Genomic DNA, 26838 nt, shown 5'->3' with positions numbered 1-26838 from the left:
GCCGTGGGCCCGGACAGACGCCGGGAGGGCCTGACGTGTCCGCAACGATCGCCGCGGAGTTCGACGCCATCGACGCGCTGGCGGCCGAGCTGGCCGGCCTCGCCGCCGAGCTCGCCGAGGAGGCCCGGCTGTGCCGGTCCACCGCGGTCTCCTTGGGGACGGCGGTCAGCGGGGGAGCCGGGGAGAGCGCCGGCGCCGCGGGCGCGGGCTGGGGCACCGCCCTGGAGCTCCTCGGCCAGCAGACCGGGGCGCTCGCCGCGACCCTGTCCGCGGCCGTCGACTCCTACCGGGCAGCCGACGCAGCGCTGGCCGACCGGGTGCTCGCCCGGCGCCACACCCCGGCCGCCCGGTGAGCGCCCCCACCCTCGCCGAGGTCGCCGGGTGGGAGGTCCCGCTGCTGCGCGGGGCGGTCGGGACCCTCGACTCGGTCGCCGGTGGGCTGCCGGCCTGGCGGGCCCGGGTGGAGGCCGTCGGCCGTTCGCTGGCGGACGCCTCCTGCTGGTACGGGCCGGCCGCGCAGTCCGCGGCCGCCGCGCTCGTGGAGGTCTCGACGGTCGCCGCCGCGGTCACCGCGGCCCTCGGCGAGTCCCTCGGGCACGCGCAGCGCCTGCTGGCCGAGGCCGAGACCGCGCAGGAGCTCGCCGAGCAGGCGCTCGCCGCCGCCGCGTCGGTCCCCGTCGTGCTCGATGGCGCCGGGCGGCTGGTCGGCCCGCTGCCGGTGGACCCCACGGGGGAGCCCGACGCGGCGCAGACGGCTGCTGTGGTGCGCGTCGAGGCGCTGGCGGCCGACGCCCTGGCCGCTGCTGGACGGGCCGGCCTGGTGGCCGACGAGGCAGTTGCCGCGCTGATGGGCCTCGGGATCGGTGGGACCCTCGCTCCGGCTGCCTTCGGGGACCTGTCCTGGTTGGTGGCCGTCGAGGACGCATCGACTCCAGCGCCTCCGCCTCCCAGCGGGAACGACCCCACCGCGGTCGCCGCGTGGTGGGCGGGTCTGTCAACGGCTGCGCGGGTGAGCGCCATCCACGGGCGCCCGGGGCGGATCGGGGACCTCGAGGGCCTCCCGGCCTGGGCCCGGGACCGCGCGAACCGGCTGGTGCTGGACCGGACCCTCGTGACCCCCCGCAGGACCGGTGATCCTCCCGTGCCGGGACAGGCGATGGCCGTGTCCGTGGCGGCGGAGATCGCCCGTCGGGAGGCATCGGGTGAGAAGGTCCAGCTCCTCCAGTTCGACCCGGGCGCAGGGCTGACCGCCCTCGGCCTCGGCGACCTCGACACCGCCGAGTCCGTGGCCTTCGTCGTCCCCGGGATGCTGAACTCCCCCGAGCGCACCGTCGACGACGTGGTGGCCACCGCCGACACGGTCGCCGATGCCGGTCGCGCCGCCGATCCGGGACTGGCGGTGGCCGCGGTGGCCTGGTTCGGCTACCGACCTCCCATGGGCATCGGTGCACTCGGCACGTCGACCGGTCGTGAGGGCGGCCCTGCCCTGGACAACGCGCTGGACGGCTTCGCCGCCGCTCGAGCTGCCGATCCGGCCCGGGTCGTCGTCACTGCTCACAGCTACGGGACCCGGGTGGTCGGTGCCGCCGCCGCGGCACCTGACCCGATGGCCGCCGACGTGGTGATCCTCAACGGGAGCCCAGGCATGGACGGTGACGCCCGGAGTCTGGAGGTCGCGGAGGTGTACGAGGCCTCGTCGCCCGCCGACCCGATCACCTGGTGGGACGCGCACGGGGAGTACGCGACCTGGGATGACGACTTCGGAGCCGTCGAGCTGCCGACCGGCCCGGTGATGATGCACGGGGAGTACTACGACGAGTGGTTCCCGACGCGGGCGGCGATCGGCGAGGTGGTGGCCGGGGTCCGGGAGCCGGCATGACCCGCCGGGCTCCGGGAACACGGCACGACCCCCGGCCATTGGATCGGGTGACGGCACGCCCACGGTCGGTCGCCACCGGGCTCCCGGTCGGCCCCGTGGCCTACCGTGGCGTCGCCGAGGGCACGCGGACAGCGACCGCGTCGTCCGGCGCCGGACCACCGGCGCCCGCGCCGAGCACCACCGACAGGAGCACCGTGGCACCCACGAAGACCACGAACACCGGCACCCGGGCCGCCGCGGCGACCTCCGGGGGCCCGAGCACGCCTGCCCGCCGCCGGACCGCCGCCGGCGGTGGGCGGCCGCTGGTCATCGTGGAGTCCCCGACCAAGGCCGGGAAGATCGCCGGGTACCTGGGCAACGGCTACGTCGTCGAGGCCAGTGTCGGGCACATCCGGGACCTGCCGCGCAACGCCGCCGACGTGCCGGCCGAGCACAAGGGCGCGTCCTGGGCGCGGCTGGGCGTCGACGTCGACAACGCCTTCGAGCCGCTCTACGTGGTCAGCCCCGACCGCAGGCAGCAGGTCAGCCGGCTCAAGCAGCTGGTGAAGGACGCCAGCGAGGTCTACCTCGCCACCGATGAGGACCGCGAGGGCGAGGCCATCGCCTGGCACCTGGTCGACACGCTCAAGCCGCGTGTACCGGTGCGCCGCATGGTCTTCCACGAGATCACCCCCGAGGCGATCGCCCGTGCCGTGGCCAACCCGCGGGAGCTGGACACCGCGCTGGTCGACGCGCAGGAGACCCGCCGCATCCTCGACCGGCTCTACGGCTACGAGGTCAGCCCCGTGCTGTGGAAGAAGGTTCTCCCCAAGCTCTCCGCCGGCCGCGTGCAGTCGGTGGCCACCCGGATCGTCGTCGAGCGCGAGCGGGAGCGGATGGCCTTCCGCGCGGCCGACTACTGGTCGCTGGAGGGCACCTTCGCCGTCACCGGCCAGCGCAGCGGCGCCGACGAGGGCGAGCCGACGACCCTGCGTGCCCGCCTGGTCAGCGTCGACGACAGCCGGGTCGCGACCGGTCGCGACTTCGACCCCGCCACCGGCCGGGTCACCGGCGAGGTCGTGCACCTCGACGAGGCCGGTGCCCGGGGTCTGGCCGCCCGGCTCGAGGGCCGGCAGGTCACCGTCAGCCGGGTCGACGAGAAGCCCTACCGACGGCGTCCGTACGCGCCGTTCACCACCTCGACGCTGCAGATGGAGGCCGGCCGCAAGCTCGGCTGGTCCTCGGCCCAGGTCATGCGGGTGGCGCAGCGGCTGTACGAGAACGGCCACATCACCTACATGCGGACCGACTCGACCAACCTCTCCAACGAGGCGATCAACGCCGCCCGCACCCAGGCGCGCCAGCTCTACGGCGACGCCTACGTCCCGGCCGAGGCCCGCCGCTACGCGAAGAAGGCCAAGGGCGCGCAGGAGGCGCACGAGGCGATCCGGCCCGCCGGGGACAGCTTCCGCACCCCCGGTCAGCTCGCCGGCCAGCTGGCCCGCGACGAGTTCCGGCTCTACGAGCTGATCTGGCAGCGCACGATCGCCTCGCAGATGGCCGACGCCGTGGGCCAGAGCGTGAGCATCCGGCTGGCCGGGCGCAGCAGCACCGACGAGGCGGTCGAGTTCACCGCCAGCGGCCGCACCATCACCTTCCCCGGCTTCCTCCGCGCCTACGTCGAGTCGCGCGACGAGGGAGCCGCCGGGGACGACGACCACAGCAGCGACGACGCCGAGCGCCGGCTGCCGCGGGTCGAGCGCGGCCAGCATCTCGACACCCGGGAGCTCGAGGCCAAGGGCCACACGACAACCCCGCCGTCCCGCTACACCGAGCCCAGCCTGGTCGCGCGCCTGGAGGAGCTGGGCATCGGTCGCCCCTCCACCTACGCGTCGATCATGCAGACCATCCAGGACCGCGGGTACGTCTGGAAGAAGGGCTCCGCGCTGGTGCCCACCTTCGTGGCCTTCGCCGTGGTCAACCTGCTGGAGCAGCACTTCGCCCAGCTCGTCGACTACGACTTCACCGCCTCGCTGGAGAACGAGCTCGACGAGATCGCCGCCGGGGACCTGCGCCGGGTGGACTGGCTGACGGAGTTCTACTTCGGCGGCGAGGGCCGCCACGCCGGCGGGATCGCCGCCTCCGGCGGCCTCAAGTCGGTCATCGGCCAGCAGCTGGAGGAGATCGACGCCCGCGGGGTGAACTCGATCCCGCTGCGCGCCACCGGGCCGAACGGCGAGCCGGTCGTCGTCCGGGTCGGGCGCTACGGGCCCTACCTGCAGGTCGGCGGCGAGGACGGTCCCCGGGTCAGCCTCCCGGAGGAGCTCCCCCCCGACGAGCTCACCCAGGAGAAGGTCGAGGAGCTGCTCGCCGCGCCGTCCGGCGACCGCGAGCTCGGCACCGACCCGGAGTCCGGGCTGCCGGTCGTGGTCAAGGCCGGCCGGTACGGCCCCTACGTCACCACCGTCGTGCCCGAGGGCAGCAAGGAGGGCCCGCGGACGGCCAGCCTGTTGTCCTCGATGTCCCCGGAGACGGTGACCCTCGACGACGCCCTCAAGCTGCTGACCCTGCCGCGCACGGTCGGCACCGCGCCGGACGGCGAGGAGATCCAGGCGCTCAACGGCCGCTACGGGCCCTACCTGAAGAAGGGCACCGACTCGCGCTCGCTGGAGTCCGAGGACCGGCTGTTCACCGTCACCCTCGACGAGGCGCTCGCGATCTTCGCCCAGCCCAAGCAGCGGGGGCGCCGGGCCGCGGCGGCGCCGCTGAAGGAGCTGGGCGCCGACCCGGTCACCCAGGGCGCGATCACCGTCCGCGAGGGCCGGTTCGGGCCGTACGTGACCGACGGCGAGACCAACGCCAGCCTGCGCAAGGGCGACGACGTCGAGAGCATCACCCTCGCGCGCGCCGCCGAGCTGCTGGCCGACCGGCGCGCCAACCCGAGCACCCGGAAGAAGGCCACCAAGAAGAAGGCCGCCGCCAAGAAGACGACGGCGAGGACCACGGCCGCGAAGAAGACGACCGCCAAGAAGGCGACGAAGAAGCCGACGGCGGACAGCGACGCGGTCCCCGCGAGCTGACCGTCCCCGTGCCGGACGGCGGACCCGACGCCGAGACCTGGCGGCAGCGGCGGACCTCCTTCGGGTCCGTCGCCGCCGGCTACGCCGCCCACCGGCCGGACTACCCGACCGACGCGGTGACCTTCCTGGTGGGGGAGCGCCCGCGGCACGTGCTCGACCTGGGCGCCGGCACCGGCCTGCTCACCGGTGTCCTGCTCGCGGCCGGGCACGAGGTGGTGGCCGTCGACCCGGCCGAGCCGATGCTGGCCGAGCTGCGTGCGAGGTACCCGCAGGTGGCCACGCACGTCGGTGACGCGGAGGCGGTGCCGTTGCCCGACGGCAGCGTCGACGCCGTGGTCGCCGGGCGGCCGCGCACTGGTTCGACCCGGAACCCGCGGCACTGCAGCTGCGGCGGGTGCTGCGTCCCGGCGGCGTGGTCGGCCTGGTGTGGAACACCCGCGACGAGGAGGTCCCGTGGGTGGCCGCGCTCGGCCGGGCACTGGCCGCCGAGGCGCGCGGGCCACGAGGCCGACCAGGCCGTCGTCGACGCCTTCGCCCGTGCGCTCGGCGCGCGGGTCGAGCACCACCGCTCCGGCACCGTGCAGCGGCTCAGCCCGGAGCAGGTGGTCGCCGGCATCGCCACCCGCAGCTACGTCGCCACGATGGACGACGCCCGGCGGGCGCAGTTCCTGGGCGAGGTGCGGGCGGTGCTCGACACCCATCCCGGCACCCGCGGCCGCGACCTCGTCGACCTGCCCTACCGGACCGATGCCTACCGGCTGACGCCTGCCTGATCCCGGCGGGTCCGGTGACGACGCACCGGCCGGTTGCGGCCACCCCGGGTCACGAACGCACCCACGGCGAGCCACGGCGGGCCGACGGCGTCCCGGCGCACCTTGCGGCACCCACCCGGCCCACCCCTAGCCTCCGCGGCGTCCGCGACGGAGGGATCCACACCATGGCGACGCGCGCCGGCCGACTGATGACCGCACTCGTGACCGCCGTGCTGCTCGGCACGGCCACCCCGGCCGCGGCCGACAGCCCGGAGCCGGCGAGCTACGCATCGCAGCCGAGCCCGGTCACCGGGACCGGCGCCGCCGCCACCGACGACCTCGACACCGACTACGCCACGGCGCTGGACGCCGTGGACGACTGGTGGCGCACCCACTGGGACGACTACTTCGCCGGCAGCTACACCGCGCCGGGGCTCGCCCCGGCCGCCCGTGCCCCCGGCCTCTACGACGCCCCGGCCGAGCAGGTGTACTGCGGCGACCTGCTGCTCCCCGAGGGCAACGCCTACCACTGCCCGATCGGGGACTTCCTCGCCTTCGAGGTCGACCTGATGCTGCTCTCGCAGGAGCTGGGCGACGGCTTCGTCTACCTCGTCGTCGCGCACGAGTGGGCGCACTCGATGGTGTCCCACCTCGACCCCGCGCTGGGGGACGAGGCCTCCGAGCTGCAGGCCGACTGCCTGGCCGGGGCCACGCTGCAGGGCGCCGTCGACGACGGGCTGCTGCGCCTGGAGGAAGGTGACCCGCAGGAGTTCATCGGTGCGCTGACCGCCGTCGCCAGCGAGAACGCGTGGGGCACGGTCTACATCGACGAGAACGGGCAGCAGCAGACCGAGACCCACGGCACCGCCCAGGAGCGCACCGCCGCCTTCGAGCGGGGCGCCGACGGCGGCGTCCGCTCCTGCCTCCCGAACGTCGTCGTCTGACGGCTCACCCGGCGTGCCCGACGGCGAAGACCCGCCGGAAGGGCAGCAGCGTCGTCCCGTCCGGACGGCGCGGGTACGCGGCGCGCAGCGCCGCGGCGTACTCCGCGGTCAGCTCCGCGGCGTCGTCCTCGCCGAGCCGGGCGAGCACCGGGCGCAGCACGGTCGAGCGCACCCAGCCGAGTACCGGGTCGTCCCCACGCAGCACGTGCAGGTAGGTCGTCTCCCACGCGTCGGTGCTCAGCCCCGCGCCGCTGAGCACCTCCAGGTAGCCGGCCGGGTCGAGCACCGCGTCCTCCGCCGGTGCCGCGTCGCCCACGAGCCCGGCCCAGCGCGGCGAGCGGCAGAGACCGGCCAGCAGCGCGTGCGTCGGCGCCCGCCAGTTGCCGGGCACCTGCAGCGCCAGCCAGCCGCCGGGCGCCAGCTGCCCGGCCCACCGGCGCAGCAGGTCGGCGTGTCCGGGCACCCAGTGCAGGACGGCGTTGGTGACCAGGACGTCGACCGGCTCGTCGGGCTGCCACCCCTGCGCGTCGCCGTGGGCGAAGGTCACCCGGCCGGGGACGGCGTGCGCGGCGGCCGCGGCCAGCATCTCCGGTGAGGAGTCCACGCCGGTGACCCGCGCGCCCGGCCACCGCTGCGCCAGCGACGCGGTCAGCGCACCCTCGCCGCAGCCCAGGTCGACGACGGTCCGCGGCTCCCGGGCGGCGACGCGGGCCAGCAGGTCGGTGAACGGCCGCGCCCGCTCGTCGCCGAAGCGCAGGTAGCCGGCGGGGTCCCAGGCGGCGGTGCTCGTCACGTCCCGACCCTAGGGCCGGGAGCCGGGGATCGTCGGTCCCGGCCGGTACCGTGACTGCCGCCGTGCCGCCAGCCATCCACAAACCCGGGAGCCCCGTGTCCGACGACGGTCCGCCCGCCCTCCGTGTCGAGGCCGCCGGCCGACCCGGCGGGCTGTTCATCGCGTTCGAGGGCGGCGAGGGCGCGGGCAAGTCGACCCAGGTCCGGCTGCTCTGCGACTGGCTGACCGCGCAGGGGCGGACGGCGCGGGCCACCTTCGAGCCCGGCGGCACCCCCGCCGGCGCCGCTGTCCGGGCGATCGTGCTCGACCGCGCGCACACCGGCCTGTCCCCGCGCGCCGAGGCGCTGCTGTACGCCGCCGACCGCGCCCAGCACGCGCACGCCGTCCTGCGCCCCGCGCTGGCGGCCGGTGAGGTGGTCGTCACCGACCGGTACGTCGACAGCTCGCTGGCCTACCAGGGCGCCGGGCGCACCATCGGCCTGGACGACGTCGCGGCGATCTCCCGCTGGGCCACCCAGGGGCTGCGTCCGGACCTCACCGTGCTGCTCGACCTGCCGCCGGAGACCGGGCTCGCCCGCGCCCGCGGCCGGGCGGTCGCCGACCGGCTCGAGTCGGAGTCGCTGGACTTCCACCACCGGGTCCGCGACACCTTCCGCGCCCTCGCCGCGGCCGAGCCGGGGCGCTACCTGGTGCTCGACGCCACGCGCGGTGTCGAGGAGCTCGCCGCCGACGTCCGCGAGCGGGTCGGCGCGCTGCTGGAGGTGCACGCGTGACCGGGGTCTGGGAGCAGGTCATCGGCCAGGCCGCGGTCGTCGCCGAGCTGCAGGCCGCGGTGGCCGACCCGACCGCGATGACCCACGCCTGGCTGTTCACCGGCCCGCCGGGGTCGGGGCGGTCGGTCGCCGCCCGCGCCTTCGCCGCCGCGCTGCAGTGCCCCGACGGCGGCGACGGCACCTGCCACGCCTGCCGCACGGTGCTCGCCGGCACCCACGCCGACGTGCAGACCGTCGTCCCGGAGGGGCTGTCCATCGGCGTGGCCGAGGTGCGCGAGCTGGTCCGCATCGCCGGACGGGCGCCGTCGCAGGGGCGCTGGCAGGTGGTGCTCGTCGAGGACGCCGACCGGATGACCGAGCAGGCCTCCAACACGGTGCTGAAGATGCTCGAGGAGCCGCCGAGGCGGACGGTCTTCCTGCTCTGCGCGCCGAGCCTGCACCCCGAGGACGTGCCGGTGACCATCCGCTCCCGGTGCCGGGTGGTCGGCCTGCGGACCCCGCCGGTCGACGCGGTCGCCGACGTCCTGGTCCGCAGGGACGGCGTCGACCCGGCGCTGGCCGCCTGGTCGGCCGCGGCTGCCGGCGGGCACGTCGGGCGCGCGCGGCACCTGGCCCGTGACGAGAGCGCCCGGCTGGCCCGCAAGGCGGTCCTCGACGTGCCCCTGTCGCTGGTCTCGCTCGCCGCCTGCCTCAACGCCGCCGACGACCTGGTCAGCGCTGCCAAGGAGGAGTCCGACCTGGCGACGGCCGAGCTCGACGGCCCCGAGACCGAGGCGGTCAAGCAGAGCCTCGGGTTCGGCGCCCGCGGTCCCGGCGTGGCCGCCGCCAGCCGCGGGGCCGGGCAGCTCAAGGAGCTGGAGAAGCGGCAGAAGTCGCGGGCCACCCGGCTGGGCCGCGACTCGCTGGACCGGGCACTGGTCGACCTCGCCGCGCTGTACCGCGACGCGCTGGTGCTGGCCACGACGGGGGGCGACGCGCCGCACCTGGCCCATCCCGACCGCCGCGTCGACGCCGAGGAGCTGGCCCGGCGGATCGGCCCGGAGGGTGCACTGCGCCGCATCGACGCCGTCCTGGACTGCCGCACGGCGCTGGAGCAGAACGTGAAGCCGCAGGTCGCCGTCGAGGCGCTGACCGTGGCGCTGCGACTCCCGTCGTGACCCGCCGGGGGCTGCGCGGGGCCGACGGAGCCGTCACGTAAGCTGGCTGCGCACGTCCGCCGCCTTAGCTCAGTCGGTAGAGCATCTCACTCGTAATGAGAAGGTCGTCGGTTCGATTCCGACAGGCGGCTCCACCACAGCGGCCCCGTCCACCCAGACGGGGCCGCTGTCGCGTTCCGGCCGGTCAGACCATGACGATCCCGCCGTCGATCATCACCGACTGCCCGGTCATGTAGTCCGCGTCCGGCCCGGCGAGGTAGGAGACGAACCCGGCGACGTCCTCCGGCGTCTGCACCCGGCCCAGGGCGATGAGCTCGGAGTACTTCGCCATGGCCTCGCCCTTCCCCAGGTCGAGCGCCTCGCCGAGCCGCTCGTCGATCAGCTCCCACATGGCGGTGTCGACGATCCCGGGGCAGTAGGCGTTCACGGTGATCCCATGCGGGGCGAGCTCCTTCGCGGCGGCCTGGGTGAGCCCCCGCACGGCGAACTTGGTGGCGCTGTAGTGGCCCAGGCGGTCGAAGCCGGAGTGCCCCGCGATGGACGACGCACTGATGATCTTCCCGCCGCCGCCCTGCGCGATCATCCGCTCCGCGGCGGCCTGGATGCAGTAGAGGACCCCGAACACGTTGACGTCGAACACCCGGCGCAGGTCCTCCGGGGTGACCTCCAGCAGCGTCTTGACCTGCGCCACCCCGGCGTTGGCCACCATCACGTCGACACTGCCCAGGGCGTCGGCCGCCCGGTCCACCATCCCGAACACCGCGTCCCGGTCGGTCACGTCCGCGGGCACCGCGACCGACCGCCCGCCGGCTGCACCGATCTCCTCGGCGACCGCCTCGGCGCCTCCGCCGTCAACGTCGTTCACCGCCACCGCATGGCCGTCCCGGGCCAGGCGGAGCGCGATCGCGCGACCGATGCCGCGCCCGGCACCGGTGACGAGCGCGGCGCTCACCACTCGACCGCCGTCCGGCCCGCCGACCGTGGGTGCTCCTCCGCTGTCATGGCTGACTCCCTCCTCGGTCCGGCCCGGCTGCGGCCCGGAGGAGGTGGACGCAACCAACGCCAGAGGCGGCCCACAACGGTTGCGGGAGGTTGCAGGGCGGCCGGTCGGGCGAGCCCGGACACGCCGACGGCGGCGCACCCGGGGAGGTGCGCCGCCGTCGGCGTCCGTCGTGCGCTCGGCGGCCGCTCGGTGAGGGGCCAGGGACCGGGTTCAGTGGTGCGGTTCCGCTTCCTCGGCCCGCTGGAGGGAGGCGTTGATCTCCGCCTCGGCCTCCTCGCGGCCGGTCCACTCGGCGCCCTCGACCGACTTGCCCGGCTCGAGGTCCTTGTAGGTCTCGAAGAAGTGCTGGATCTCCAGCCGGTCGAACTCCGAGACGTCGCCGATGTCGGTCAGGTGGGCCATCCGCGGGTCGGTGGCCGGCACGCACAGGACCTTGTCGTCACCGCCCTTCTCGTCGGTCATCCGGAACATGCCGATGGCGCGGCAGGTGATGAGGCAGCCGGGGAAGGTCGGCTCCTCCAGGAGGACCAGGGCGTCGAGCGGGTCGTCGTCCTGGCCGAGGGTGTTCTCGATGTACCCGTAGTCGGCCGGGTAGCGGGTGGAGGTGAAGAGCATCCGGTCCAGGCGGATGCGTCCGGTGGTGTGGTCCAGCTCGTACTTGTTCCGCTGGCCCTTCGGGATCTCGATCGTCACGTCGAACTGCACGGGACGTAGTGTGGCGGATCGGACCCCGGAGGACCGCCGGAGGTCGGTCTCGGGGGGTGGGCACCATCGCGTCCAGCGGGTCGGCGACCGTCACGCCGAAGTACTCCCGGCTCCGTCGCCGCCTCCTGCTGGGGGCTCTCGTGCTGGTCCTCGCCGTGGCCGCCGGCATCTGGCTCGTGCTCGCCCCGCGGGGGGACGGCGCCGCCACCGAGGTCGCCGCCGCCGAGGCACGGCTGCCCGACGTGGAGCCGGCCGCCCCGGTGCTCGCGGCCCTGTCGTCGCAGGCACCCGCCCCGGACGCCACGGTGCTCGCCGGCGAGCTCGCGTCGCTGCTCGCCGCGCCCGCCCTGGGCGCCGGCGTCGAGGCGCAGGTCGTCGACGTCGCCTCGGGGGAGGTGCTGTTCGACCAGAACGGGAACGCCCCGTCCACGCCGGCCTCGACCGCGAAGCTGCTCACGGCCGTGGCGGCGCTGACCACCCTCGGCCCCGACGCCACCCTGCAGACCACCGTGGTCGCGGGCTCCACGCCCGGCGAGGTGGTCCTCGTCGGCGGCGGCGACCCGACGCTGTCGCGGACCGTCCCCTCGCTGACCTACCCCGGGGCGCCCACCGTCGCCGACCTCGCCGCCCAGGTCCGCAACAGCCTGCCCGCGGACGCCCAGGTCACCCGCGTCGTCGTCGACAACTCGCTGTTCGAGGGCCCGCTCACCGCCAGCGGCTGGGGTCCCGGCGACGCGCCGTCCACCTACGCCGCCCCGGTCACCGCGACCGCCGTCGACGGCGCCCGGGTGGAGCCCAGCGAGCTGCAGCGCAGCGCCGCCCCGGGCACCGACGCCGGCACCGCGCTGGCCGTCGCGCTCGGCGCGCCCGACGCGACCGTCGTCCTGGGCGACGCCCCGCAGGGCGCGCAGACCCTCGGCACCGTGCGGTCGGCGCCGGTGGCCCGGCTGGTCGAGCAGGCGCTGTCCCAGTCGGACAACCTGCTGACCGAGTCGCTGGCCCGGCACGTCGCCCTCGCCGGTGGCCAGCCGGCCACCTTCGACGGGGCCGCCGAGGCGGTCACCGACGCCGTGTCCGGCATCGGCCTCGACGTCACGGGCCTCTCGCTGGCCGACGGCAGCGGCCTGTCCACCACCGACCGGGTCCCGGTCGCGCTGCTCGCCGACCTGCTGACCGGTGCCGCCGACGGCACGCTGGCCGACGCCTCCGCCGTCCTCTCCGGGCTGCCCGTCGCCGGCTACGACGGCACCCTCGCCGAGCGCGGCGACGAGGACCCGGCGACCGCGCCGGGCTCGGTGCGCGCGAAGACCGGCACGCTGCTGGGCGTGCACGGCCTGGCCGGCACGGTGGTCACCGCGGAGGGCCGGCTGCTGGTCTTCGCCGTCCTCGCCGACGGCGCCCCGGCCAACGGGCTGGCCGCCGAGGCCGCGCTGGACGACGTCGCCTCGGCGCTGGCCGCCTGCGGCTGCCGCTAGCCGGGCGACATCCTGGAACGGCCCCCTGCAGGTGGGAGCACCCCGTCCTCCTCACCGGTGAAGGACCCCGTCCTCCCCACCCTCGCGCTCGGGGCGGGACCCGGGACGGAGCCGCACGGCGAGCCTCTGGACGGGGCCGAGTGGGGCGCAGGGGAGCCTTCCTCCGCGTAACGTGAGGCCGATGAGCAGCCCCGCACGGATGGTGGACTGGGACCTCGCCGGACGCACCGCCCGCCGCCTGGTGGGCCCCGGCCCGCAGACGACGCGGGAAGAGGCCGCCGCGGTCGTCCGAGAGCTGCACGAGGCCGCCGCCACCGCCGTCGCGCACGTCGAGGGCCTCACCGGTCTCCGCGCCGTCCCCGACGGTCCGGTACCCGAGGTCGCCGTGGTCGACCGGCCCGGCTGGGTGGACGCCAACACCCAGGGGATGTCCGCGCTGCTCGACCCGCTGGTCGACGCGCTCGCCGCCCGGCAGGAGTCCCGGCCCGGCCCGCTGGCCACCGCCATCGGCTCCCGCGCCACCGGGGTGCAGGCCGGCGGCGTGCTCGCCTTCCTCTCCTCCCGAGTGCTCGGCCAGTACGAGGTCTTCGGCACCGGTGGCCGGCTGCTGCTGGTCGCCCCGAACATCGTCGACGCCGAGCGCCGGCTGGGCGTCGACCCCAGCGACTTCCGGCTGTGGGTGTGCCTGCACGAGGTGACCCACCAGCTGCAGTTCACCGCCGTCCCGTGGCTCAAGGACCACCTCGAGGCGCAGATGGCCGAGTTCATCGAGGCCACCGACCTGGACCCCGACGTGCTGCGCGACCGGGTGCGCGACGTGCTGCGCAGCGTCCTCGACGCCGCCCGCGGCGAGGGCGGGGACGACGCCGGGCTGATGGCGCTGGTGCAGGACCCCGCACAGCGCGCCGTCCTCGACCGGGTCACCGCCGTGATGAGCCTGGTGGAGGGGCACGCCGAGTTCGTGATGGACGGCGTCGGTCCGGACGTCGTCCCGTCGGTCCGGACCCTGCGCAAGCGGTTCGCCCAGCGCCGCAAGGGCCGCGGCCCGATCGACCGCGTGCTGCGCCGGCTGCTCGGCCTCGAGCAGAAGATGCGGCAGTACGCCGAGGGCCGCGTGTTCGTCGGCGGGGTCGTCGACCTCGTCGGCATGGAGGGCTTCAACCGGGTGTGGGAGGGGCCGGAGAACCTGCCCCGCATCGAGGAGCTCACCGACCCCGCGCGCTGGGTCGAGCGGGTGCACGGCCGCCCCGCCATCCCCGCCTGAGGGCGGTGTCCGGCCCGCCGAGGGCCGTCGCGGTCCTCCGGACCGCCGTACGGCCGGGTCTGCGGGGGAGCGGGCAGCCCGTGCTCGCCGCGGTCAGCGGGGGAGCGGACTCCCTCGCCCTGGCCGCGGCCCTGGCCTTCGAGGCCCGGTCCGCCGGCGTCCGCGTCGGCGCGGTGACCGTCGACCACGGCCTGCAACCCGGCTCCGCGGGGCGGGCCGAGCGGACGGCGGAGCTGCTCCGCGGGCTCGGCCTGGACCCGGTGCTCGTCCGCCGCGTGGCGGTCGGCGCGGACGGCGGGCCCGAGGGGGGCGCCCGCACGGCGCGGTACGCGGCGCTCGCGGCTGCGGCCACCGACCTCGGCGCCCGCGTCGCGCTGGGGCACACCCTCGATGACCAGGCGGAGACCGTGCTGCTCGGGCTGGGCCGCGGCTCGGGCCCGCGCTCGGTGGCCGGCATGGTCGCCGAACGGACGACCGGCGGCGTCCTCTGGTGGCGCCCGCTGCTCGGCGTCCGCCGCGCCACCACCCGGGAGGCGTGTGCGGACCAGGGCCTGCCGGTGTGGGACGACCCCTGGAACGCCGACCCCGCCTACACCCGCGCCCGGCTGCGCGGCGAGGTGCTGCCGCTGATGGAGGAGGTGCTCGGCGGCGGCGTCGCCCCCGCCTTGGCCCGCACCGCCGACCTGCTCCGGGAGGACCTCGACGCCCTCGACGAGCTGGCCGCCGCGCAGCTGGTCCGGCTCGCCGGGGAGGCGGTCGACAGCGGCCTGCCCGCCCGCGAGCTCGTCGCGCTGCCCGCGGCGCTGCGGCGGCGGGTGCTCCGTGGGTGGCTGCGTGGCGCCGGTGTCCCCGACGTCCAGGCGGTCCACCTGCGTGCGGTGGAGGCGCTCGTCACGCACTGGCGGGGACAGGGCCGCGTGGACCTACCCGGTGGTGCAGGGGCCCTCCGGACGTCTGGCAGGCTGGTGCTGTCGCCGCCCCGTCGTGCGGGGCCCCCGTCCCGAGGACGCACCCCACACCCGCGAGGAGTCCCGCCCGTGAGCGAGCCCGCCACCGCTCCAGCAGAGCTCAGCAACGACCACGGCTACGGCCCGGACATCGACCACGTGCTGCTCAGCGAGGAGCAGATCCAGGCCAAGATCGCCGAGCTGTCCGACCAGGTCGCCAGCGACTACGCCGGGCGCGAGGTGCTGCTCGTCGGCGTCCTCAAGGGCGCGGTGCTGTTCATGAGCGACTTCGCCCGGGCGCTGCAGCTGCCCACCCAGATGGAGTTCATGGCGGTCTCCTCCTACGGCTCGGCCACCAGCTCCTCCGGCGTCGTGCGCATCCTCAAGGACCTCGACCGCGACATCAGCGACAAGCACGTGCTGGTGATCGAGGACATCATCGACTCCGGGCTGACCCTGTCCTGGCTGCTGAAGAACCTCGGCGGACGGCGCCCGGCCTCGCTCGAGGTCTGCGCCCTGCTGCGCAAGCCCGACGCGGTGAAGGTCGACGTCCCCGTGCGCTACGTCGGCTTCGACATCCCCAACGAGTTCGTCGTCGGCTACGGACTGGACTACGCCGAGCGCTACCGCGACCTGCCCTACATCGCCACGCTCAAGCCCGAGGTGTACTCGAGCTGATCGCCCGGCACCCGGTCCGCGATGACCAGCTGACGTGGTCATCGCGGGTCCTGGCTCACCATCGGTCCTGAGCCAGGACCCGCAGACGTGAGCTCAGCTGATCATCGACGACGGGGACGGTGGCGGAGCGGCTCAGGAGGAGGTCGCGGCCAGGTGTGATGGCGTGCCCACCCGCCAGGGGGTCGTCAGCGAGGACCCCGCCGTCGCACACCGGAGGCACAGGCCCGCCGGTGTACCGTCGATCCAACGACGCTGCGCCGTAGCGCCAGGGTGCCCGCCCGGGCCGCAGGGAGCGTCCCCCGGACGATCAGGAGGGTGGACGGGACAGGCCGGAGCACCCGGCCGCCCGGCATCGGTGTATGGAACGCAAGAAGATCTTCCGCTCCGTGTGGTTCTGGGTCGTCCTCGTCGTCCTCCTGGCGTTGGCGTTCTCCTCGCTGTTCCGCGGCAACGGCAGCTTCCAGGAGGTCAGCACCGCGACCGCGCTCGAGCAGATCGAGAACGGCAACGCCCGCCAGGTCACGATCAACGACAAGGAACAGACGCTCGACCTCGAGCTGACCAACCCGGTCGAGGGCAGCGACCAGATCACCGCGTCCTACCCGGTCGGTGCCGCTGACGACGTCTTCGACCTGGTCTCCGGCCTCGGGGACGACGGCGCCCCCGTCGACTTCGACACCAACGTCACGCAGGACAGCGTCCTGGTCAGCCTGCTGATCAGCTTCCTGCCGTTCGTGATCCTCCTGCTCCTGCTGTTCTGGCTGTTCAACTCCATGCAGGGCGGTGGCCGCGGGGTCATGGCCTTCGGCAAGTCCAAGGCCAAGCAGATCACCAAGGACAGCCCGAAGACGACGTTCGCCGACGTCGCCGGCGCCGACGAGGCCATCGAGGAGCTCCAGGAGATCAAGGACTTCCTGGCCAACCCGGTGAAGTTCCAGGCCGTCGGCGCGAAGATCCCCAAGGGCGTGCTGCTGTTCGGCCCGCCCGGGACCGGCAAGACGCTGCTGGCCCGCGCTGTCGCGGGCGAGGCCGGGGTGCCGTTCTTCTCCATCTCCGGGTCCGACTTCGTCGAGATGTTCGTCGGCGTGGGCGCCAGCCGCGTCCGCGACCTGTTCGAGCAGGCCAAGCAGAACGCGCCGGCGATCATCTTCGTCGACGAGATCGACGCCGTCGGCCGGCACCGCGGCGCCGGCATGGGCGGCGGGCACGACGAGCGCGAGCAGACGCTCAACCAGATGCTCGTCGAGATGGACGGCTTCGACGTCAAGGGCGGCGTCATCATGATCGCCGCCACCAACCGGCCGGACATCCTCGACCCGGCGCTGCTTCGCCCGGGCCGCTTCGACCGGCAGATCGCCGTCGACCGGCCCGACCTGCAGGGCCGCAAGCAGATCCTCGAGGTGCACGCCAAGGGCAAGCCGCTCGCCCCGGACGTCGACCTCGAGGTCGTGGCCCGCCGCACGCCGGGCTTCACCGGCGCCGACCTGGCCAACGTCCTCAACGAGGCGGCGCTGCTCACCGCGCGCACCGGTGGCTCGATGATCACCGACGCCCAGCTCGAGGAGGCCATCGACCGAGTCATCGCCGGCCCCGAGCGCAAGACGCGGGCGATGAGCGAGAAGGAGAAGAAGGTCACCGCCTACCACGAGGGCGGCCACGCCCTGGTGGCGCACGCACTGCCCAACCTGGACCCGGTGCACAAGGTGACGATCCTGCCGCGCGGCCGGTCGCTGGGGCACACCCTCGTGCTGCCGACCGAGGACAAGTACACCCAGACCCGGTCGGAGATGATCGACACCCTCGCCTACGCCCTGGGTGGCCGGGCGGCCGAGGAGCTCGTCTTCCACGAGCCCACCACCGGCGCCGGCAACGACATCGAGAAGGCGACCGCCATGGCGCGGGCGATGGTCACCCAGTACGGCATGAGCGCCAAGCTCGGCGCGGTGAAGTACGGCAGCAACGAGTCCGAGCCGTTCCTCGGCCGCGACATGGGCACCCGGCCGGACTACTCCGAGGCCGTCGCCGCCGACATCGACGCGGAGATCCGCGCCCTGATCGAGGCGGCGCACGACGAGGCGTGGGAGATCCTGGTCGAGTACCGGGGCGTCCTCGACCAGCTGGTGCTCGAGCTGATGGAGAGGGAGACCCTCTCCAAGGAGGACATGGCCCGCATCTGCGCGCCGGTCACCAAGCGTCCGTCGCTGGCCCCGTACAACGGCTTCGGCAAGCGCACGCCGTCGGACCAGCCGCCGGTGCTGACCCCGGCCGAGCGGGCCGCGCAGAACGGCAACGGCCACGTCGGCCACGGCAGCACCGCCGTGGGGGACGTGGGCGCCCCGGCGCAGAGATGAGCGAGGTCCCGGCCGAACGGGAGGACTCGCTGCTGGAGCGGCCGCGAACGGGCGTCGACCACGCCCGTGCCGCGGCCGCAGTGCGCGAGCTGCTGCTTGCCGTCGGCGAGGACCCCGACCGTCCCGGCCTGCAGGACACCCCCGACCGGGTCGCCCGCGCGTACGCGGAGACCTTCGCGGGTCTGTGGCAGGACCCGGCCGAGGTCCTGGCGACGACCTTCGACGAGGACCACGACGAGATGGTCCTGGTCAAGGACATCCCGATGTACTCGACCTGCGAGCACCACCTGGTGCCCTTCCACGGGGTCGCGCACGTCGGCTACATCCCGGGTGAGGACGGGCGGGTCACCGGCCTGTCCAAGCTGGCCCGGCTGGTGGAGGTCTACGCCCGGCGCCCGCAGGTGCAGGAGCGGATGACCAGCCAGATCGCCGACGCGCTGGCCGACGTCCTCAAGCCGCGTGGCGTGCTCGTGGTGATCGAGGCCGAGCACCTGTGCATGGCCATGCGCGGCATCCGCAAGCCCGGCTCGTCCACGGTCACCTCGGCGGTGCGCGGCATCTTCCGGGAGAACGCGGCGACCCGCAGCGAGGCGATGAGCCTCGTCCGCGGCCGGTGACCCTCCTCCCTCTCCCGCGCCCCGACCACTGCGTGGTCATGGGGGTCCTCAACGTCACGCCCGACTCCTTCTCCGACGGCGGCTGCTTCGCCGACGCCGGCACGGCGGTCGCCCACGGCCTGGCGATGCACGCCGCCGGCGCCGACTACGTCGACGTCGGCGGGGAGTCCACCCGGCCCGGCGCCGACCGGGTGGACGCCGAGGAGGAGTGCCGCCGGGTCGTCCCCGTGATCCGTGAGCTGTCCGCCGCCGGGGTGCGCGCCAGCGTCGACACCACCCGCGCCGAGGTGGCCGAGGCGGCCCTCGAGGCGGGCGCGGTGCTCGTCAACGACGTGAGCGGCGGCCTGGCCGACAAGAACATGGCCGAGCTGGTCGCCGAGGCCGGCGTCCCCTGGGTGCTCATGCACTGGCGCGGCCACAGCCGCGAGATGTACGCCGCCGCCCGGTACGGGGACGTCGTCACCGAGGTCTGCGCCGAGCTCACCGCCCGGGTCGAGGACGTCGTCGCCGCGGGCGTCGCGCCCGAGCAGCTCGTGCTCGACCCCGGCCTGGGCTTCGCCAAGCGCGCCGAGCACAACTGGCGGCTGCTGGCCGGGCTGGACCGCGTCGTCGGCCTGGGCCTGCCGGTCCTCGTCGGCGCCTCGCGCAAGTCCTTCCTCGGCCGGCTGCTCGCCGACGCCGACGGCACGCTGCGGGCGGCCGAGCAGCGGGACGCCGCCACGCTGGCCACCACGGTGCTGGCCGCGGAGGCCGGCGCCTGGGGGGTGCGGGTGCACGACGCCGCGGCCTCGGTCGACGCCGTCCGCACCGTCGCCGCCGTCCAGGCGGCGCGTCGCGAGGGAGAGCGCCGTGGCTGACCCCCACCCACCTCGCCGCCCCGACCGCATCGCCGTCCGCGGCCTGACCGCGCACGCCTTCCACGGCGTGTACGAGGCCGAGCGCCGGCTGGGGCAGACCTTCCGCGTCGACGCCGTCCTGGAGCTCGACACCGCGCCGGCCGCCGCCGACGACGACCTCGAGCGCACGGTCAACTACGCCGAGCTGGCCCTCGCGCTGCACAGCGTGCTGACGGGGGAGCCGGTCGACCTGCTGGAGACCCTCGCCCAGCGGCTGGCCGACGTCTGCCTGGACGACCCGCTGGTCGACGCAGTCGAGATCACCGTGCACAAGCCGGAGGCCGACCTCGGCGTTCCCTTCGACGACGTCACGGTCGGCATCCGGCGGGAGCGGACGTGACACGGGCGGTCCTGTCGCTGGGGGCGAACCTGGGGGACCGCGCCGCCGCGCTGCGCGCCGCGATCACCGCGCTCAAGGACGACGGCGTGCTGGTGGCCCGCTCGACGTTGTTCGAGACCCCGCCGTGGGGGCCGGTCGAGCAGCCGCCGTACCTCAACGCGGTGGTCGTCGTCCGTGGCGACCGGGACGCCGTCGGCTGGCTGGCCCGCGCGCACGAGCTGGAGCAGGCCGCCGGGCGCACCCGCGACGTGCGCTGGGGCCCGCGCACCCTCGACGTCGACGTCGTCACGGTCACCGGGGACGACGGCCGGCCGGTCCTCTCCGACGACCCCGCGCTCACGCTGCCGCACCCCCGGGCGCACGAGCGGGCCTTCGTGCTCGTGCCGTGGGCCAGCCTCGACCCCACCGCGGTGCTGCCGGGCCGCGGCCGGGTGCGCGAGCTGCTGGCCGCGTTGCCGCCGGAGGACGTCGCGGCCGTCGTCCGCTGGGAGCACCTGCATTGAGACCCGTGAGCCGGCGGGACCTGCTGGTCCTCGGTGCCGGTCTGGCCGTCGCCGCCTGGCTGGTGGTGCGGGCGAGCTACGGCGCGCTCCCCGCGCTGCGCTGGTGGCTGCCGGTGCCGCTCGGCGTGCTGGCCCTGGCCGAGGCCCTCGGCGCCCGCACCCTGCGCGCCCGGCTGGCCGCCCAGCGGGACCGCCGTCCCCCGGCCGAGCGGGGCAGCGCGCCGGTCCGGCCGGTCGAGCCCATGCTCGTGGCCCGGCTCGCGGTCCTGGCCCAGGCCAGCGCCTACGTCGGCGCGGCGTTCGTCGGCATCTGGGTGGGCGTGCTGCTCTACGTGGGGCCGGCGGTCCCGCGGCTGCAGACCGCCGGGTCCGACACCGTCACCGGGGTCGTCGGGGTGGTCTGCGCCGCGGCGCTGGTCGCTGCGGCGCTGTGGCTGGAGTCGGTCTGCCGCATCCCGCCGGGCCCCGACGACGAGCAGCCGCCGGGAGCGGTGCGCGGCTGATCATCGTCAGGTGGACCGGTCGCGGGGGCCCGGAGGGGTCCCCGACCGGGACACGGCAGCGGCTCAGCGGCGCTCGGGGGCGGCACCTGGCCGCGGTGTCGGCCGGGAGGCCGACGACGTGATCGACCTCCGCAGCGTCGCGTGCACCGAGGACGGGGTGAGCACGCCGAGGTAGCGGTCGCCGTCGAGCACCGGCACCCACCCGGCGTCGGTCTGCAGGATCGTGGCCAGCGCCGTCCGCAGCGAGGCCTGCACCGGCACCGCGCCGTCCGAGCGGACGACGGCCGAGGCGACCGTCCCCGCGCCCGCGGCGCGGTCGGCCGGCAGCCACCCGGCCGGGCGGCCGCCGTCGTCGAGCACGACCGCCCAGCCGGCACCGGTGCGGTCGAGCGCCGCCCCGGCCTCCGCGAGCCCGTCGAGCAGCCCCACGACCGGCGGCTGCTCGAGGTCGGCGGGCTCGATCGGGGTCACGGCGAGCCGCTTGAGCCCGCGGTCGGCGCCGACGAAGTCGGCCACCGTCCGGTTGGCCGGCCGGCCCAGCAGCTCGGCGGGTGGGGCGAACTGCTCGACGTGCCCGCCGCCGCTCATCACCGCGATGCGGTCGCCGAGCCGCACCGCCTCCTCGATGTCGTGGGTGACGAAGACGATCGTCTTGCGCACCGTCTCCTGCAGCCGGAGGAACTCCGACTGCAGCCGCTCGCGCACCACCGGGTCGACGGCGGAGAACGGCTCGTCCATCAGCAGGACGCCGGGGTCGGCAGCCAGCGCCCGGGCCACGCCGGCCCGCTGCCGCTGCCCGCCGGAGAGCTGGGCGGGGTAGCGGTCGCCGTGGACGGCGGGGTCGAGGCCGACCAGGGTGAGCAGCTCCTCGACCCGGTCGCGGATCTCGCGGCGGTCCCAGCCCAGCAGCCGGGGGACGGTCGCGACGTTGGCCCGCACGGTCTGGTGGGGGAAGAGCCCGACGCTCTGGATGACGTAGCCGATGCGGCGGCGCAGCCGGTCGGCGTCGACCCGGGTGACGTCCTCGCCGCCGAGCAGGATGCGGCCGGTCGTCGGCTCGATGACCCGGTTGACCATCTTCATCGTCGTCGTCTTGCCGCAGCCCGACGGGCCCACCAGCACCGACAGCTCTCCGGCCGCGAACGTGAGGTCGAGCTCGGCCACGCCCACGGTGCCGTCGGGGTAGACCTTGCTGACCCCCTCGAGCCGGATCTCGGGGGCGCCGCCGGCCGCGGGTTCCGCCCCGCGCAGCGCCCGAGCGGCGGCAGTAGCGTCCACGACGTGGCCTCCCTGGGTGCGCTGAGCGCGACGAGCGACCCGGCGGCCCCGGTGCTCGCCGCGGACGAGGCGCCGAACCCCTGGTTCGACCCGTCCTACGTGACCGACAACTGGGACACCATTGTGGGGTACCTCGGCCAGCACGTCAGGCTCACCGTCGGTGCCGTGCTGCTCGGCGCGCTGATCGCGCTGCCGCTCGCGCTGCTCGCCCGGCGCACCCGGTTCCTGGCCGGCCCGGTCCTCGGCCTGAGCTCGGTCGTCTACACCATCCCGTCGCTGGCGATGTTCGCCTTCCTCGCGCCGTTCACCGGTCCGCTGTCGGCCACCACGGTGCTGATCGGGCTGACGCTCTACACGCTGGTGATCCTGGTGCGGAACTTCCTCGCGGGGCTGCAGGGCGTGCCCGCCGACGTGCGCGAGGCCGCCCGCGGCATGGGCTACGGCTCCACGCGGCTGTTCCTCCGGGTCGACCTGCCGCTGGCCCTGCCGGCCTTCATGGCCGGCCTGCGGATCGCCACGGTCTCCACCGTCGCCCTGGTCACCGTCGGGGTCATCACCGGCAACGGCGGGCTGGGACAGCTGATCATCGGCGGCCTCAACTCCAACTTCTACCGGGCCGAGATCGTCACCGGCGCCGTCGGCTGCGTACTGCTCGCGCTGGTCGCCGACGTGCTGATGGCCGGGCTGGAACGGCTGCTCACCCCGTGGACGAGGGCCCTGCGGTGAGCGCCTTCGGCGAGGCGCTCGTCTACCTCAACGACCCGTTCAACTGGACCCGGACCGGCGGCATCCTCGACCTGCTGGTCCAGCACCTTCGGATCTGCGCGCTGGCCGTGCTGCTCGCCGCCGTCCTCGCCGTCCCCACCGGGGTGCTGCTGGGTCGCACCGGCCGGGGCGCCGGAGCGGTCGTCGTCGTCTCGAACGTGAGCCGGGCCGTGCCCACCCTCGCCCTGCTCACCGTCCTGGCGGTGACCCCGCTCGGGTTCAGCGAGACCGGCACCGTCCTGGCGCTGGCCGCCTTCGCCGTCCCCCCGATGCTCACCAACACCTACGTGGGCTTCCGCGAGGTCGACCACGACGTGCGCGAGGCCGCTCGGGCGATGGGCATGAGCCGCGGCCAGATGCTGACCCGGGTGGAGTTCCCGCTCGCCCTGCCGCTGGTCGCGACCGGCGTGCGGACGGCGGCGGTGCAGGTCGTGGCCACCGCGACCCTGGCCGCGCTGGTCGGCGGGGGAGGGCTCGGGCGGATCATCAACCTCGGCTTCGGCCAGCAGGACCACGGCGTGATCCTGGCCGGCGCCGTGCTGGTGGCCGCCCTGGCGCTGCTCACCGAGCTCCTGCTCGTGCTGCTCTCGACCGCGGTGACGCCCGGCCCGCGCCGGTGGCCGCTGCGGCCGGTGCGAGCGCCGCGAGCCGGCGAGCCGGAGCCGACGTCGTCGGGCGTGCCGCTGTGAGGGGCGTGTCTTCGTAACAACCGGACAACACCTGGCCGGTGCGCGTGGCCGCGCGGGGGTGGTCAGGAGTTGCATGGCCTGCGCGGGGCTCCCCCCCCGCCAGACACGCGCCGCGGTCCCGTGGCCGCGCGGGACACAGAAGGCGGGCCACATGCGCAGCCGTGCACGGATCCTCGTCCCCCTGGCCCTCACCGGGCTGCTGCTCACCGCCTGCGGCGAGTCCGGCTCCTCCGGCACCGGCGGCGCCGAGGCCAGCGGCGGCGCCTCCGGTGACGCCTGCGCCCCCGTGGCCGGCGAGCAGCTGGTCGTGCTCGAGGACGACAAGCAGCTGCAGAACGCCGACAACGTCGTCCCGGCGGTCAACATGGCCGCCGCGCAGGCCAACCCGGCGCTGCTGCCCGCGCTCGACGCGGTGTCGGCCGCGCTGACCACCGAGGAGCTCATCGGGCTCAACGCCGCCGTCGACCTCGAGCGGCAGAGCGCCGAGGAGGTCGCGGCCGCCTGGGTCGAGGAGAACATCGACACCGCAGCCCTCGAGCAGGGCAGCGGCCCGATCGCGGTCGGCGGCTCCACCTTCACCGAGTCGACGATCCTGGCGAACGTCTACGCCGACGTCCTCGACGCCGCCGGCTTCGACGCCTCGGTGCGCGAGGTCGGCAACCGCGAGCTCTACCTGCCGGCGCTCATGTCCGGCTCGGACATCCAGGTCTTCCCGGAGTACCTGTCGACGGTGACCGAGTTCCTCAACCGGCAGGCCAACAGCCCGAGCGCCGAGCCGGTCGCCAGCGGTGACGTGCAGGAGACGGTGAGCGCGCTGCAGCCGCTCGCCGAGCAGGCCGGCCTGGTCTTCGGCGAGCCGTCGGAGGCCGCCGACCAGAACGCCTTCGCCGTGACCCAGGCCTTCGCAGAAGGGCTGGGCGTCTCCACCCTGTCCGAGCTGGCCGACGCGTGCGCCGACGGGTCGCTGGTCCTGGGTGGTCCCACGGAGTGCCCGGAGCGACCGTTCTGCCAGCCCGGCCTGGAGGAGACCTACGGCCTGCAGTTCGCCGACTTCCGCGAGCTGGACGCCGGCGGCCCGCTGACCAAGGCGGCGCTGCAGCGGGGTGAGATCTCCATCGGCCTGGTCTTCAGCTCCGACGGCGCGCTCGCGCAGCAGGGGTGAGCCGGCGCTCCCGCAGCGTCGTCGCCCGCCCGGCGTCTCGTCGATGCGTTCCGTGGTCGAGATCCTGCGCATCGTTACCCTGATCGCCATGCGGGGGGACCGGGACGACGCGCCGGCGCGCCGCTACGGCCACCGCCGCCGGCCCGCTGATCCGCCGTCCCCGGCACTGCGGACGGCGGGCCTGGCCGCGGGCACCTGCCTCGCGGTCGCGGCCACCGTCGTCGTCTTCCTGACCGACGATCCGCAGGTCCTGCGGCTCGCCGTCGTCGGTGCGGCCTGGGCGTTCGTCCTCGCCGCGCTGGTCAGGTCCCGGCCTGCCGCTGACGTGTCCTCGCCGGCCCAGGGACAGCTGGCTGCCGCCGAGCGCGCCGACCTCGAGCGGGCGGCGGCCGAGCGGGAGGCCGAGCTGCGACTGGCCCACGAGCGCGAACCGGAGCACGGGGTCGCCGCCCGCCGGGAGCACGAGCTGCGGGTGGAGAACGACCTGCGGCGCACCGTCGAGCAGTCGGTGCGCGCCGAGCTGGCGGCGCTGCGCGCGGAGCTGGCCTCGGTCGGCGAGCTGCGCCGCGAGGTGGCCGAGGTCGCCGGGCTGCGCCGGGACCTGGCCGGGCTCGCCGAGCTGCGCACCGCCCTGGCCGGCCTCGACCTCACCGCCCTGGCCGAGCTGCGCACCGACGTCGGTCGCCTGCGCACCGAGCTCCGCGAGCAGCTCTCCGGCGGGATGCTCGTCGAGCGCGTCATGCTGCCCACCCCGTCCGCCCGGTCCGCACCCGAGCCCGCCGCGCCGCGGACGCTGGAGGCCGACAGCTGGACCTCCCCGGCGCCGGATCCGACCGCCGCCCGGCCGGCCGTGGGGGCCGACGAGCCGCCTGCGGGCACCTGCCAGCCGGACCAGGTCCGCGCCGAACCGCGCCGGGCGTCCGCGACGCCACCCCCGCCGCCGCTGGACCGGCCGGCCGGCCGGTCGCCGCTGACCCCGCCGGCCACGCCCCGGCCCGAGGCCGAACCGCACCGGCGCCGCACCGACGCCCCGGCTCCCACGGCTGCGCTGCTGCCGGACGCGACGCTGACCACCGAGCGCCCGGTCGCCCAGCGGGAGCGCCCGCCCGTCCCCGGAGCGGCCGTACCGACGGCCGAGGCACCCGCCCCGGCGGACGAGGACCCCGCTCGACGGCTCGCCGACCTGGTCGCCGAGAGCGGCCTCACCCCGCCGTCCGGCGGCCGCCGCCGGCGCCGCTACCGGGAGGACGGCGAGGGCGACGACGTCCTGGCCCGGGTGCTCGGCCGCTGAAGCGGCCCCCTTGCAGGGTCCCGCCGCGAGCCTGCGAGCGGTGGGGGGCAAGGGGGTCCTTGCTCAGGCGGGACCGCGGGACAGGGCGCCGCCGTCGAGCACCAACGTCTGGCCGGTGACCCAGCTCGCGCCGTCGCCGAGCAGGTAGGCCGCCGCCTCGCCGACGTCCTCGGGCACGCCCAGCCGGCCCACGGGGTACTGCGCGGCGACCTCGGCCTCCCGGCCCTCGTAGAGCGCCCCGGCGAAGCGGGTCTTGACCACCGCCGGTGCGACCGCGTTGACCCGCACCGTCGGGCCGAGCTCGACGGCGAGCTGGGTGACGAGGTTGACCAGCGCCGCTTTGCTGACGCCGTAGCCGCCGATCATGGGGGAGGCCTTGAGCCCGGCCACCGAGGCGACGACCAGCACCGAGCCGCCGTGCTCGGCCATCCAGGCTCGCCACGCCTCCTGGACCAGGCCGAGGGTGCCGACGACGTTGGTGTCGAGGATCTTGCGGAAGCCGTCCAGCGAGAGGTCCACCAGCGGGCCGTAGACCGGGTTGATGCCGACGTTGCCGACCAGCATCTCCAGGCTGCCGAAGGTGTCGACGGCGGTGCGCACGGCCTCGGCCCGGTGCCCGGCGTCCCCCGCGTTGCCGGCGACGCCCACCGCCACCTCCTGGCCGCCCAGTGCGGACACCGCCTCGGCCAGCGCGTCGGGCTTGCGACCGGTCACGACGACCCGCGCCCCGCGCGCCACCAGGCTCTGCGCGATCGCCAGGCCGATGCCCCGGCTCCCGCCGGTGACCAGCGCCGTTCGTCCCTCGAGGGTGCCCACCCGGATCCTCCCGCCGTGCGTCTGCGTTGCCGCCGGACACCGTAGGTGCCGTGCCCACCGGTGGGCACGGCACCCGGGGGCACGGAACGGCCGAGCGCCGGCGAGGCCGTGCAGTGACCCACCCCACAGGAGCGAGGCGTTGCACCCGCCCCGGACCGGTCACACACTCGCCTTCGGCGTGACACCCGCGTGACACCT

Annotated in this window: 26 protein-coding genes and 1 tRNA gene; 21 read left to right on the top strand and 6 right to left on the bottom strand. The window is 75.3% G+C overall.

Going from position 1 to position 26838, the window contains the following annotated elements; genetic code table 11:
- The first annotated feature begins 35 nt into the window (after nucleotides 1-35).
- Together ACWIX7_RS09830 and ACWIX7_RS09825 are read left to right on the top strand one after the other, a co-directional pair.
- Nucleotides 36-353: a hypothetical protein gene (locus ACWIX7_RS09830; protein ID WP_448621354.1), complete on the top strand. Its 318-nt coding sequence runs from the start codon at nucleotides 36-38 to the stop codon at nucleotides 351-353.
- A complete protein-coding gene (locus ACWIX7_RS09825; RefSeq protein ID WP_448621353.1) occupies nucleotides 350-1879 on the top strand; it encodes an alpha/beta hydrolase in 1530 nt (509 codons plus the stop codon). The genes ACWIX7_RS09830 and ACWIX7_RS09825 overlap by 4 nt, the downstream gene beginning before the upstream one ends.
- A gap of 100 nt (nucleotides 1880-1979) precedes the next feature.
- Here ACWIX7_RS09825 and ACWIX7_RS09820 read toward each other — a convergent pair whose 3' ends face one another.
- Entirely contained in the window at nucleotides 1980-2189 is a 210-nt protein-coding gene (locus ACWIX7_RS09820) for a hypothetical protein (RefSeq protein WP_448621352.1), read from the bottom strand.
- Between the two features lies 1 nt (nucleotide 2190).
- Between ACWIX7_RS09820 and topA the strand changes: the two genes are divergently transcribed.
- The 3 genes from topA to ACWIX7_RS09805 all read left to right on the top strand — a co-directional run bounded on the left by topA (nucleotide 2191) and on the right by ACWIX7_RS09805 (nucleotide 6634).
- A complete protein-coding gene (gene topA / locus ACWIX7_RS09815; protein WP_448621351.1) occupies nucleotides 2191-4938 on the top strand; it encodes a type I DNA topoisomerase in 2748 nt (915 codons plus the stop codon).
- An 8-nt stretch (nucleotides 4939-4946) separates the two neighbouring features.
- Nucleotides 4947-5711, top strand: a complete 765-nt coding sequence (locus ACWIX7_RS09810) for a class I SAM-dependent methyltransferase (RefSeq protein ID WP_448621350.1) — start codon at nucleotides 4947-4949, stop codon at nucleotides 5709-5711.
- A gap of 164 nt (nucleotides 5712-5875) precedes the next feature.
- Nucleotides 5876-6634: a hypothetical protein gene (locus ACWIX7_RS09805; protein ID WP_448621349.1), complete on the top strand. Its 759-nt coding sequence runs from the start codon at nucleotides 5876-5878 to the stop codon at nucleotides 6632-6634.
- Nucleotides 6635-6638: 4 nt separating this feature from the next.
- Here ACWIX7_RS09805 and ACWIX7_RS09800 read toward each other — a convergent pair whose 3' ends face one another.
- Nucleotides 6639-7427, bottom strand: a complete 789-nt coding sequence (locus ACWIX7_RS09800; protein WP_448621348.1) for a trans-aconitate 2-methyltransferase — start codon at nucleotides 7425-7427, stop codon at nucleotides 6639-6641.
- 95 nt (nucleotides 7428-7522) lie between these two features.
- On the opposite strand from ACWIX7_RS09800, the gene tmk reads away from it, so the two are divergent.
- From tmk to ACWIX7_RS09785, 3 genes are all read left to right on the top strand, one after another.
- Entirely contained in the window at nucleotides 7523-8200 is a 678-nt protein-coding gene (tmk, locus tag ACWIX7_RS09795; protein ID WP_448621347.1) for a dTMP kinase, read from the top strand.
- Nucleotides 8197-9357 (top strand): DNA polymerase III subunit delta', encoded by a 1161-nt coding sequence (locus ACWIX7_RS09790; protein WP_448621346.1) that lies wholly within the window; start codon nucleotides 8197-8199, stop codon nucleotides 9355-9357. The genes tmk and ACWIX7_RS09790 overlap by 4 nt, the downstream gene beginning before the upstream one ends.
- 58 nt (nucleotides 9358-9415) lie before the next feature.
- A tRNA-Thr gene (locus ACWIX7_RS09785) sits at nucleotides 9416-9491 on the top strand.
- Between the two features lie 50 nt (nucleotides 9492-9541).
- Here ACWIX7_RS09785 and ACWIX7_RS09780 read toward each other — a convergent pair.
- Both ACWIX7_RS09780 and ACWIX7_RS09775 read right to left on the bottom strand, forming a co-directional pair.
- Complete coding sequence (locus ACWIX7_RS09780; protein ID WP_448621345.1) at nucleotides 9542-10309, bottom strand: acetoin reductase; 768 nt, start codon at nucleotides 10307-10309, stop codon at nucleotides 9542-9544.
- A gap of 261 nt (nucleotides 10310-10570) precedes the next feature.
- Nucleotides 10571-11065, bottom strand: a complete 495-nt coding sequence (locus ACWIX7_RS09775; RefSeq protein WP_448621344.1) for an inorganic diphosphatase — start codon at nucleotides 11063-11065, stop codon at nucleotides 10571-10573.
- Nucleotides 11066-11121: 56 nt separating this feature from the next.
- On the opposite strand from ACWIX7_RS09775, the gene dacB reads away from it, so the two are divergent.
- The 9 genes from dacB to ACWIX7_RS09730 all read left to right on the top strand — a co-directional run bounded on the left by dacB (nucleotide 11122) and on the right by ACWIX7_RS09730 (nucleotide 20639).
- On the top strand, nucleotides 11122-12540 hold the full coding sequence (gene dacB / locus ACWIX7_RS09770) for a D-alanyl-D-alanine carboxypeptidase/D-alanyl-D-alanine endopeptidase (RefSeq protein WP_448621343.1): 1419 nt from the start codon (nucleotides 11122-11124) through the stop codon (nucleotides 12538-12540).
- A gap of 181 nt (nucleotides 12541-12721) precedes the next feature.
- Nucleotides 12722-13804 carry a zinc-dependent metalloprotease gene (locus ACWIX7_RS09765; protein ID WP_448621342.1) on the top strand — a complete coding sequence of 361 codons (1083 nt, stop codon included), beginning with the start codon at nucleotides 12722-12724 and terminating at the stop codon, nucleotides 13802-13804.
- Between the two features lie 80 nt (nucleotides 13805-13884).
- Complete coding sequence (gene hpt, locus ACWIX7_RS09760) at nucleotides 13885-15429, top strand: hypoxanthine phosphoribosyltransferase (RefSeq protein ID WP_448621341.1); 1545 nt, start codon at nucleotides 13885-13887, stop codon at nucleotides 15427-15429.
- A 359-nt stretch (nucleotides 15430-15788) separates the two neighbouring features.
- Nucleotides 15789-17780: an ATP-dependent zinc metalloprotease FtsH gene (gene ftsH / locus ACWIX7_RS09755; RefSeq protein ID WP_448621340.1), complete on the top strand. Its 1992-nt coding sequence runs from the start codon at nucleotides 15789-15791 to the stop codon at nucleotides 17778-17780.
- Nucleotides 17777-18397, top strand: a complete 621-nt coding sequence (gene folE, locus ACWIX7_RS09750) for a GTP cyclohydrolase I FolE (protein WP_448621339.1) — start codon at nucleotides 17777-17779, stop codon at nucleotides 18395-18397. Before ftsH ends, folE begins: the two co-directional genes overlap by 4 nt.
- Entirely contained in the window at nucleotides 18394-19254 is an 861-nt protein-coding gene (gene folP, locus ACWIX7_RS09745) for a dihydropteroate synthase (RefSeq protein ID WP_448621338.1), read from the top strand. Before folE ends, folP begins: the two co-directional genes overlap by 4 nt.
- Nucleotides 19247-19633, top strand: a complete 387-nt coding sequence (gene folB / locus ACWIX7_RS09740) for a dihydroneopterin aldolase (protein WP_448621337.1) — start codon at nucleotides 19247-19249, stop codon at nucleotides 19631-19633. The genes folP and folB overlap by 8 nt, the downstream gene beginning before the upstream one ends.
- A complete protein-coding gene (gene folK, locus ACWIX7_RS09735; RefSeq protein ID WP_448621336.1) occupies nucleotides 19630-20136 on the top strand; it encodes a 2-amino-4-hydroxy-6-hydroxymethyldihydropteridine diphosphokinase in 507 nt (168 codons plus the stop codon). The genes folB and folK overlap by 4 nt, the downstream gene beginning before the upstream one ends.
- Nucleotides 20137-20141: 5 nt before the next feature.
- Nucleotides 20142-20639: a DUF3180 domain-containing protein gene (locus tag ACWIX7_RS09730; protein WP_448621335.1), complete on the top strand. Its 498-nt coding sequence runs from the start codon at nucleotides 20142-20144 to the stop codon at nucleotides 20637-20639.
- Between the two features lie 63 nt (nucleotides 20640-20702).
- Here ACWIX7_RS09730 and ACWIX7_RS09725 read toward each other — a convergent pair whose 3' ends face one another.
- Entirely contained in the window at nucleotides 20703-21917 is a 1215-nt protein-coding gene (locus ACWIX7_RS09725; protein WP_448621334.1) for an ABC transporter ATP-binding protein, read from the bottom strand.
- A 3-nt stretch (nucleotides 21918-21920) separates the two neighbouring features.
- Between ACWIX7_RS09725 and ACWIX7_RS09720 the strand changes: the two genes are divergently transcribed.
- The 4 genes from ACWIX7_RS09720 to ACWIX7_RS09705 all read left to right on the top strand — a co-directional run bounded on the left by ACWIX7_RS09720 (nucleotide 21921) and on the right by ACWIX7_RS09705 (nucleotide 25824).
- Nucleotides 21921-22643, top strand: coding sequence for an ABC transporter permease (locus ACWIX7_RS09720; RefSeq protein WP_448621333.1), 723 nt, complete (start codon nucleotides 21921-21923; stop codon nucleotides 22641-22643).
- Nucleotides 22640-23371, top strand: coding sequence for an ABC transporter permease (locus ACWIX7_RS09715; RefSeq protein WP_448621332.1), 732 nt, complete (start codon nucleotides 22640-22642; stop codon nucleotides 23369-23371). Before ACWIX7_RS09720 ends, ACWIX7_RS09715 begins: the two co-directional genes overlap by 4 nt.
- 151 nt (nucleotides 23372-23522) lie before the next feature.
- Nucleotides 23523-24533, top strand: coding sequence for a glycine betaine ABC transporter substrate-binding protein (locus tag ACWIX7_RS09710; protein ID WP_448621331.1), 1011 nt, complete (start codon nucleotides 23523-23525; stop codon nucleotides 24531-24533).
- An 88-nt stretch (nucleotides 24534-24621) separates the two neighbouring features.
- On the top strand, nucleotides 24622-25824 hold the full coding sequence (locus ACWIX7_RS09705) for a hypothetical protein (protein WP_448621330.1): 1203 nt from the start codon (nucleotides 24622-24624) through the stop codon (nucleotides 25822-25824).
- 63 nt (nucleotides 25825-25887) lie between these two features.
- Here the strand turns inward: ACWIX7_RS09705 and ACWIX7_RS09700 are convergent, their stop codons facing one another.
- Nucleotides 25888-26640 (bottom strand): SDR family oxidoreductase, encoded by a 753-nt coding sequence (locus tag ACWIX7_RS09700; RefSeq protein ID WP_448621329.1) that lies wholly within the window; start codon nucleotides 26638-26640, stop codon nucleotides 25888-25890.
- Nucleotides 26641-26838 lie beyond the last annotated feature (198 nt).

Source organism: Geodermatophilus sp. URMC 65, assembly GCF_053502545.1.
This window is presented reverse-complemented; position numbering and strand designations above follow the sequence as displayed.

Bases quoted from the DNA above. Each gene is read 5' to 3' on its own strand.
- ACWIX7_RS09820 (WP_448621352.1), bottom strand. From the start codon at position 2,189: ATGACCAGCGGCCGCCCACCGCCGGCGGCGGTCCGGCGGCGGGCAGGC.
- ACWIX7_RS09805 (WP_448621349.1), top strand. From the start codon at position 5,876: ATGGCGACGCGCGCCGGCCGACTGATGACCGCACTCGTGACCGCCGTG.
- ACWIX7_RS09765 (WP_448621342.1), top strand. From the start codon at position 12,722: ATGAGCAGCCCCGCACGGATGGTGGACTGGGACCTCGCCGGACGCACC.
- ftsH (WP_448621340.1), top strand. From the start codon at position 15,789: ATGGAACGCAAGAAGATCTTCCGCTCCGTGTGGTTCTGGGTCGTCCTC.
- folE (WP_448621339.1), top strand. From the start codon at position 17,777: ATGAGCGAGGTCCCGGCCGAACGGGAGGACTCGCTGCTGGAGCGGCCG.
- ACWIX7_RS09710 (WP_448621331.1), top strand. From the start codon at position 23,523: ATGCGCAGCCGTGCACGGATCCTCGTCCCCCTGGCCCTCACCGGGCTG.
- ACWIX7_RS09705 (WP_448621330.1), top strand. From the start codon at position 24,622: ATGCGGGGGGACCGGGACGACGCGCCGGCGCGCCGCTACGGCCACCGC.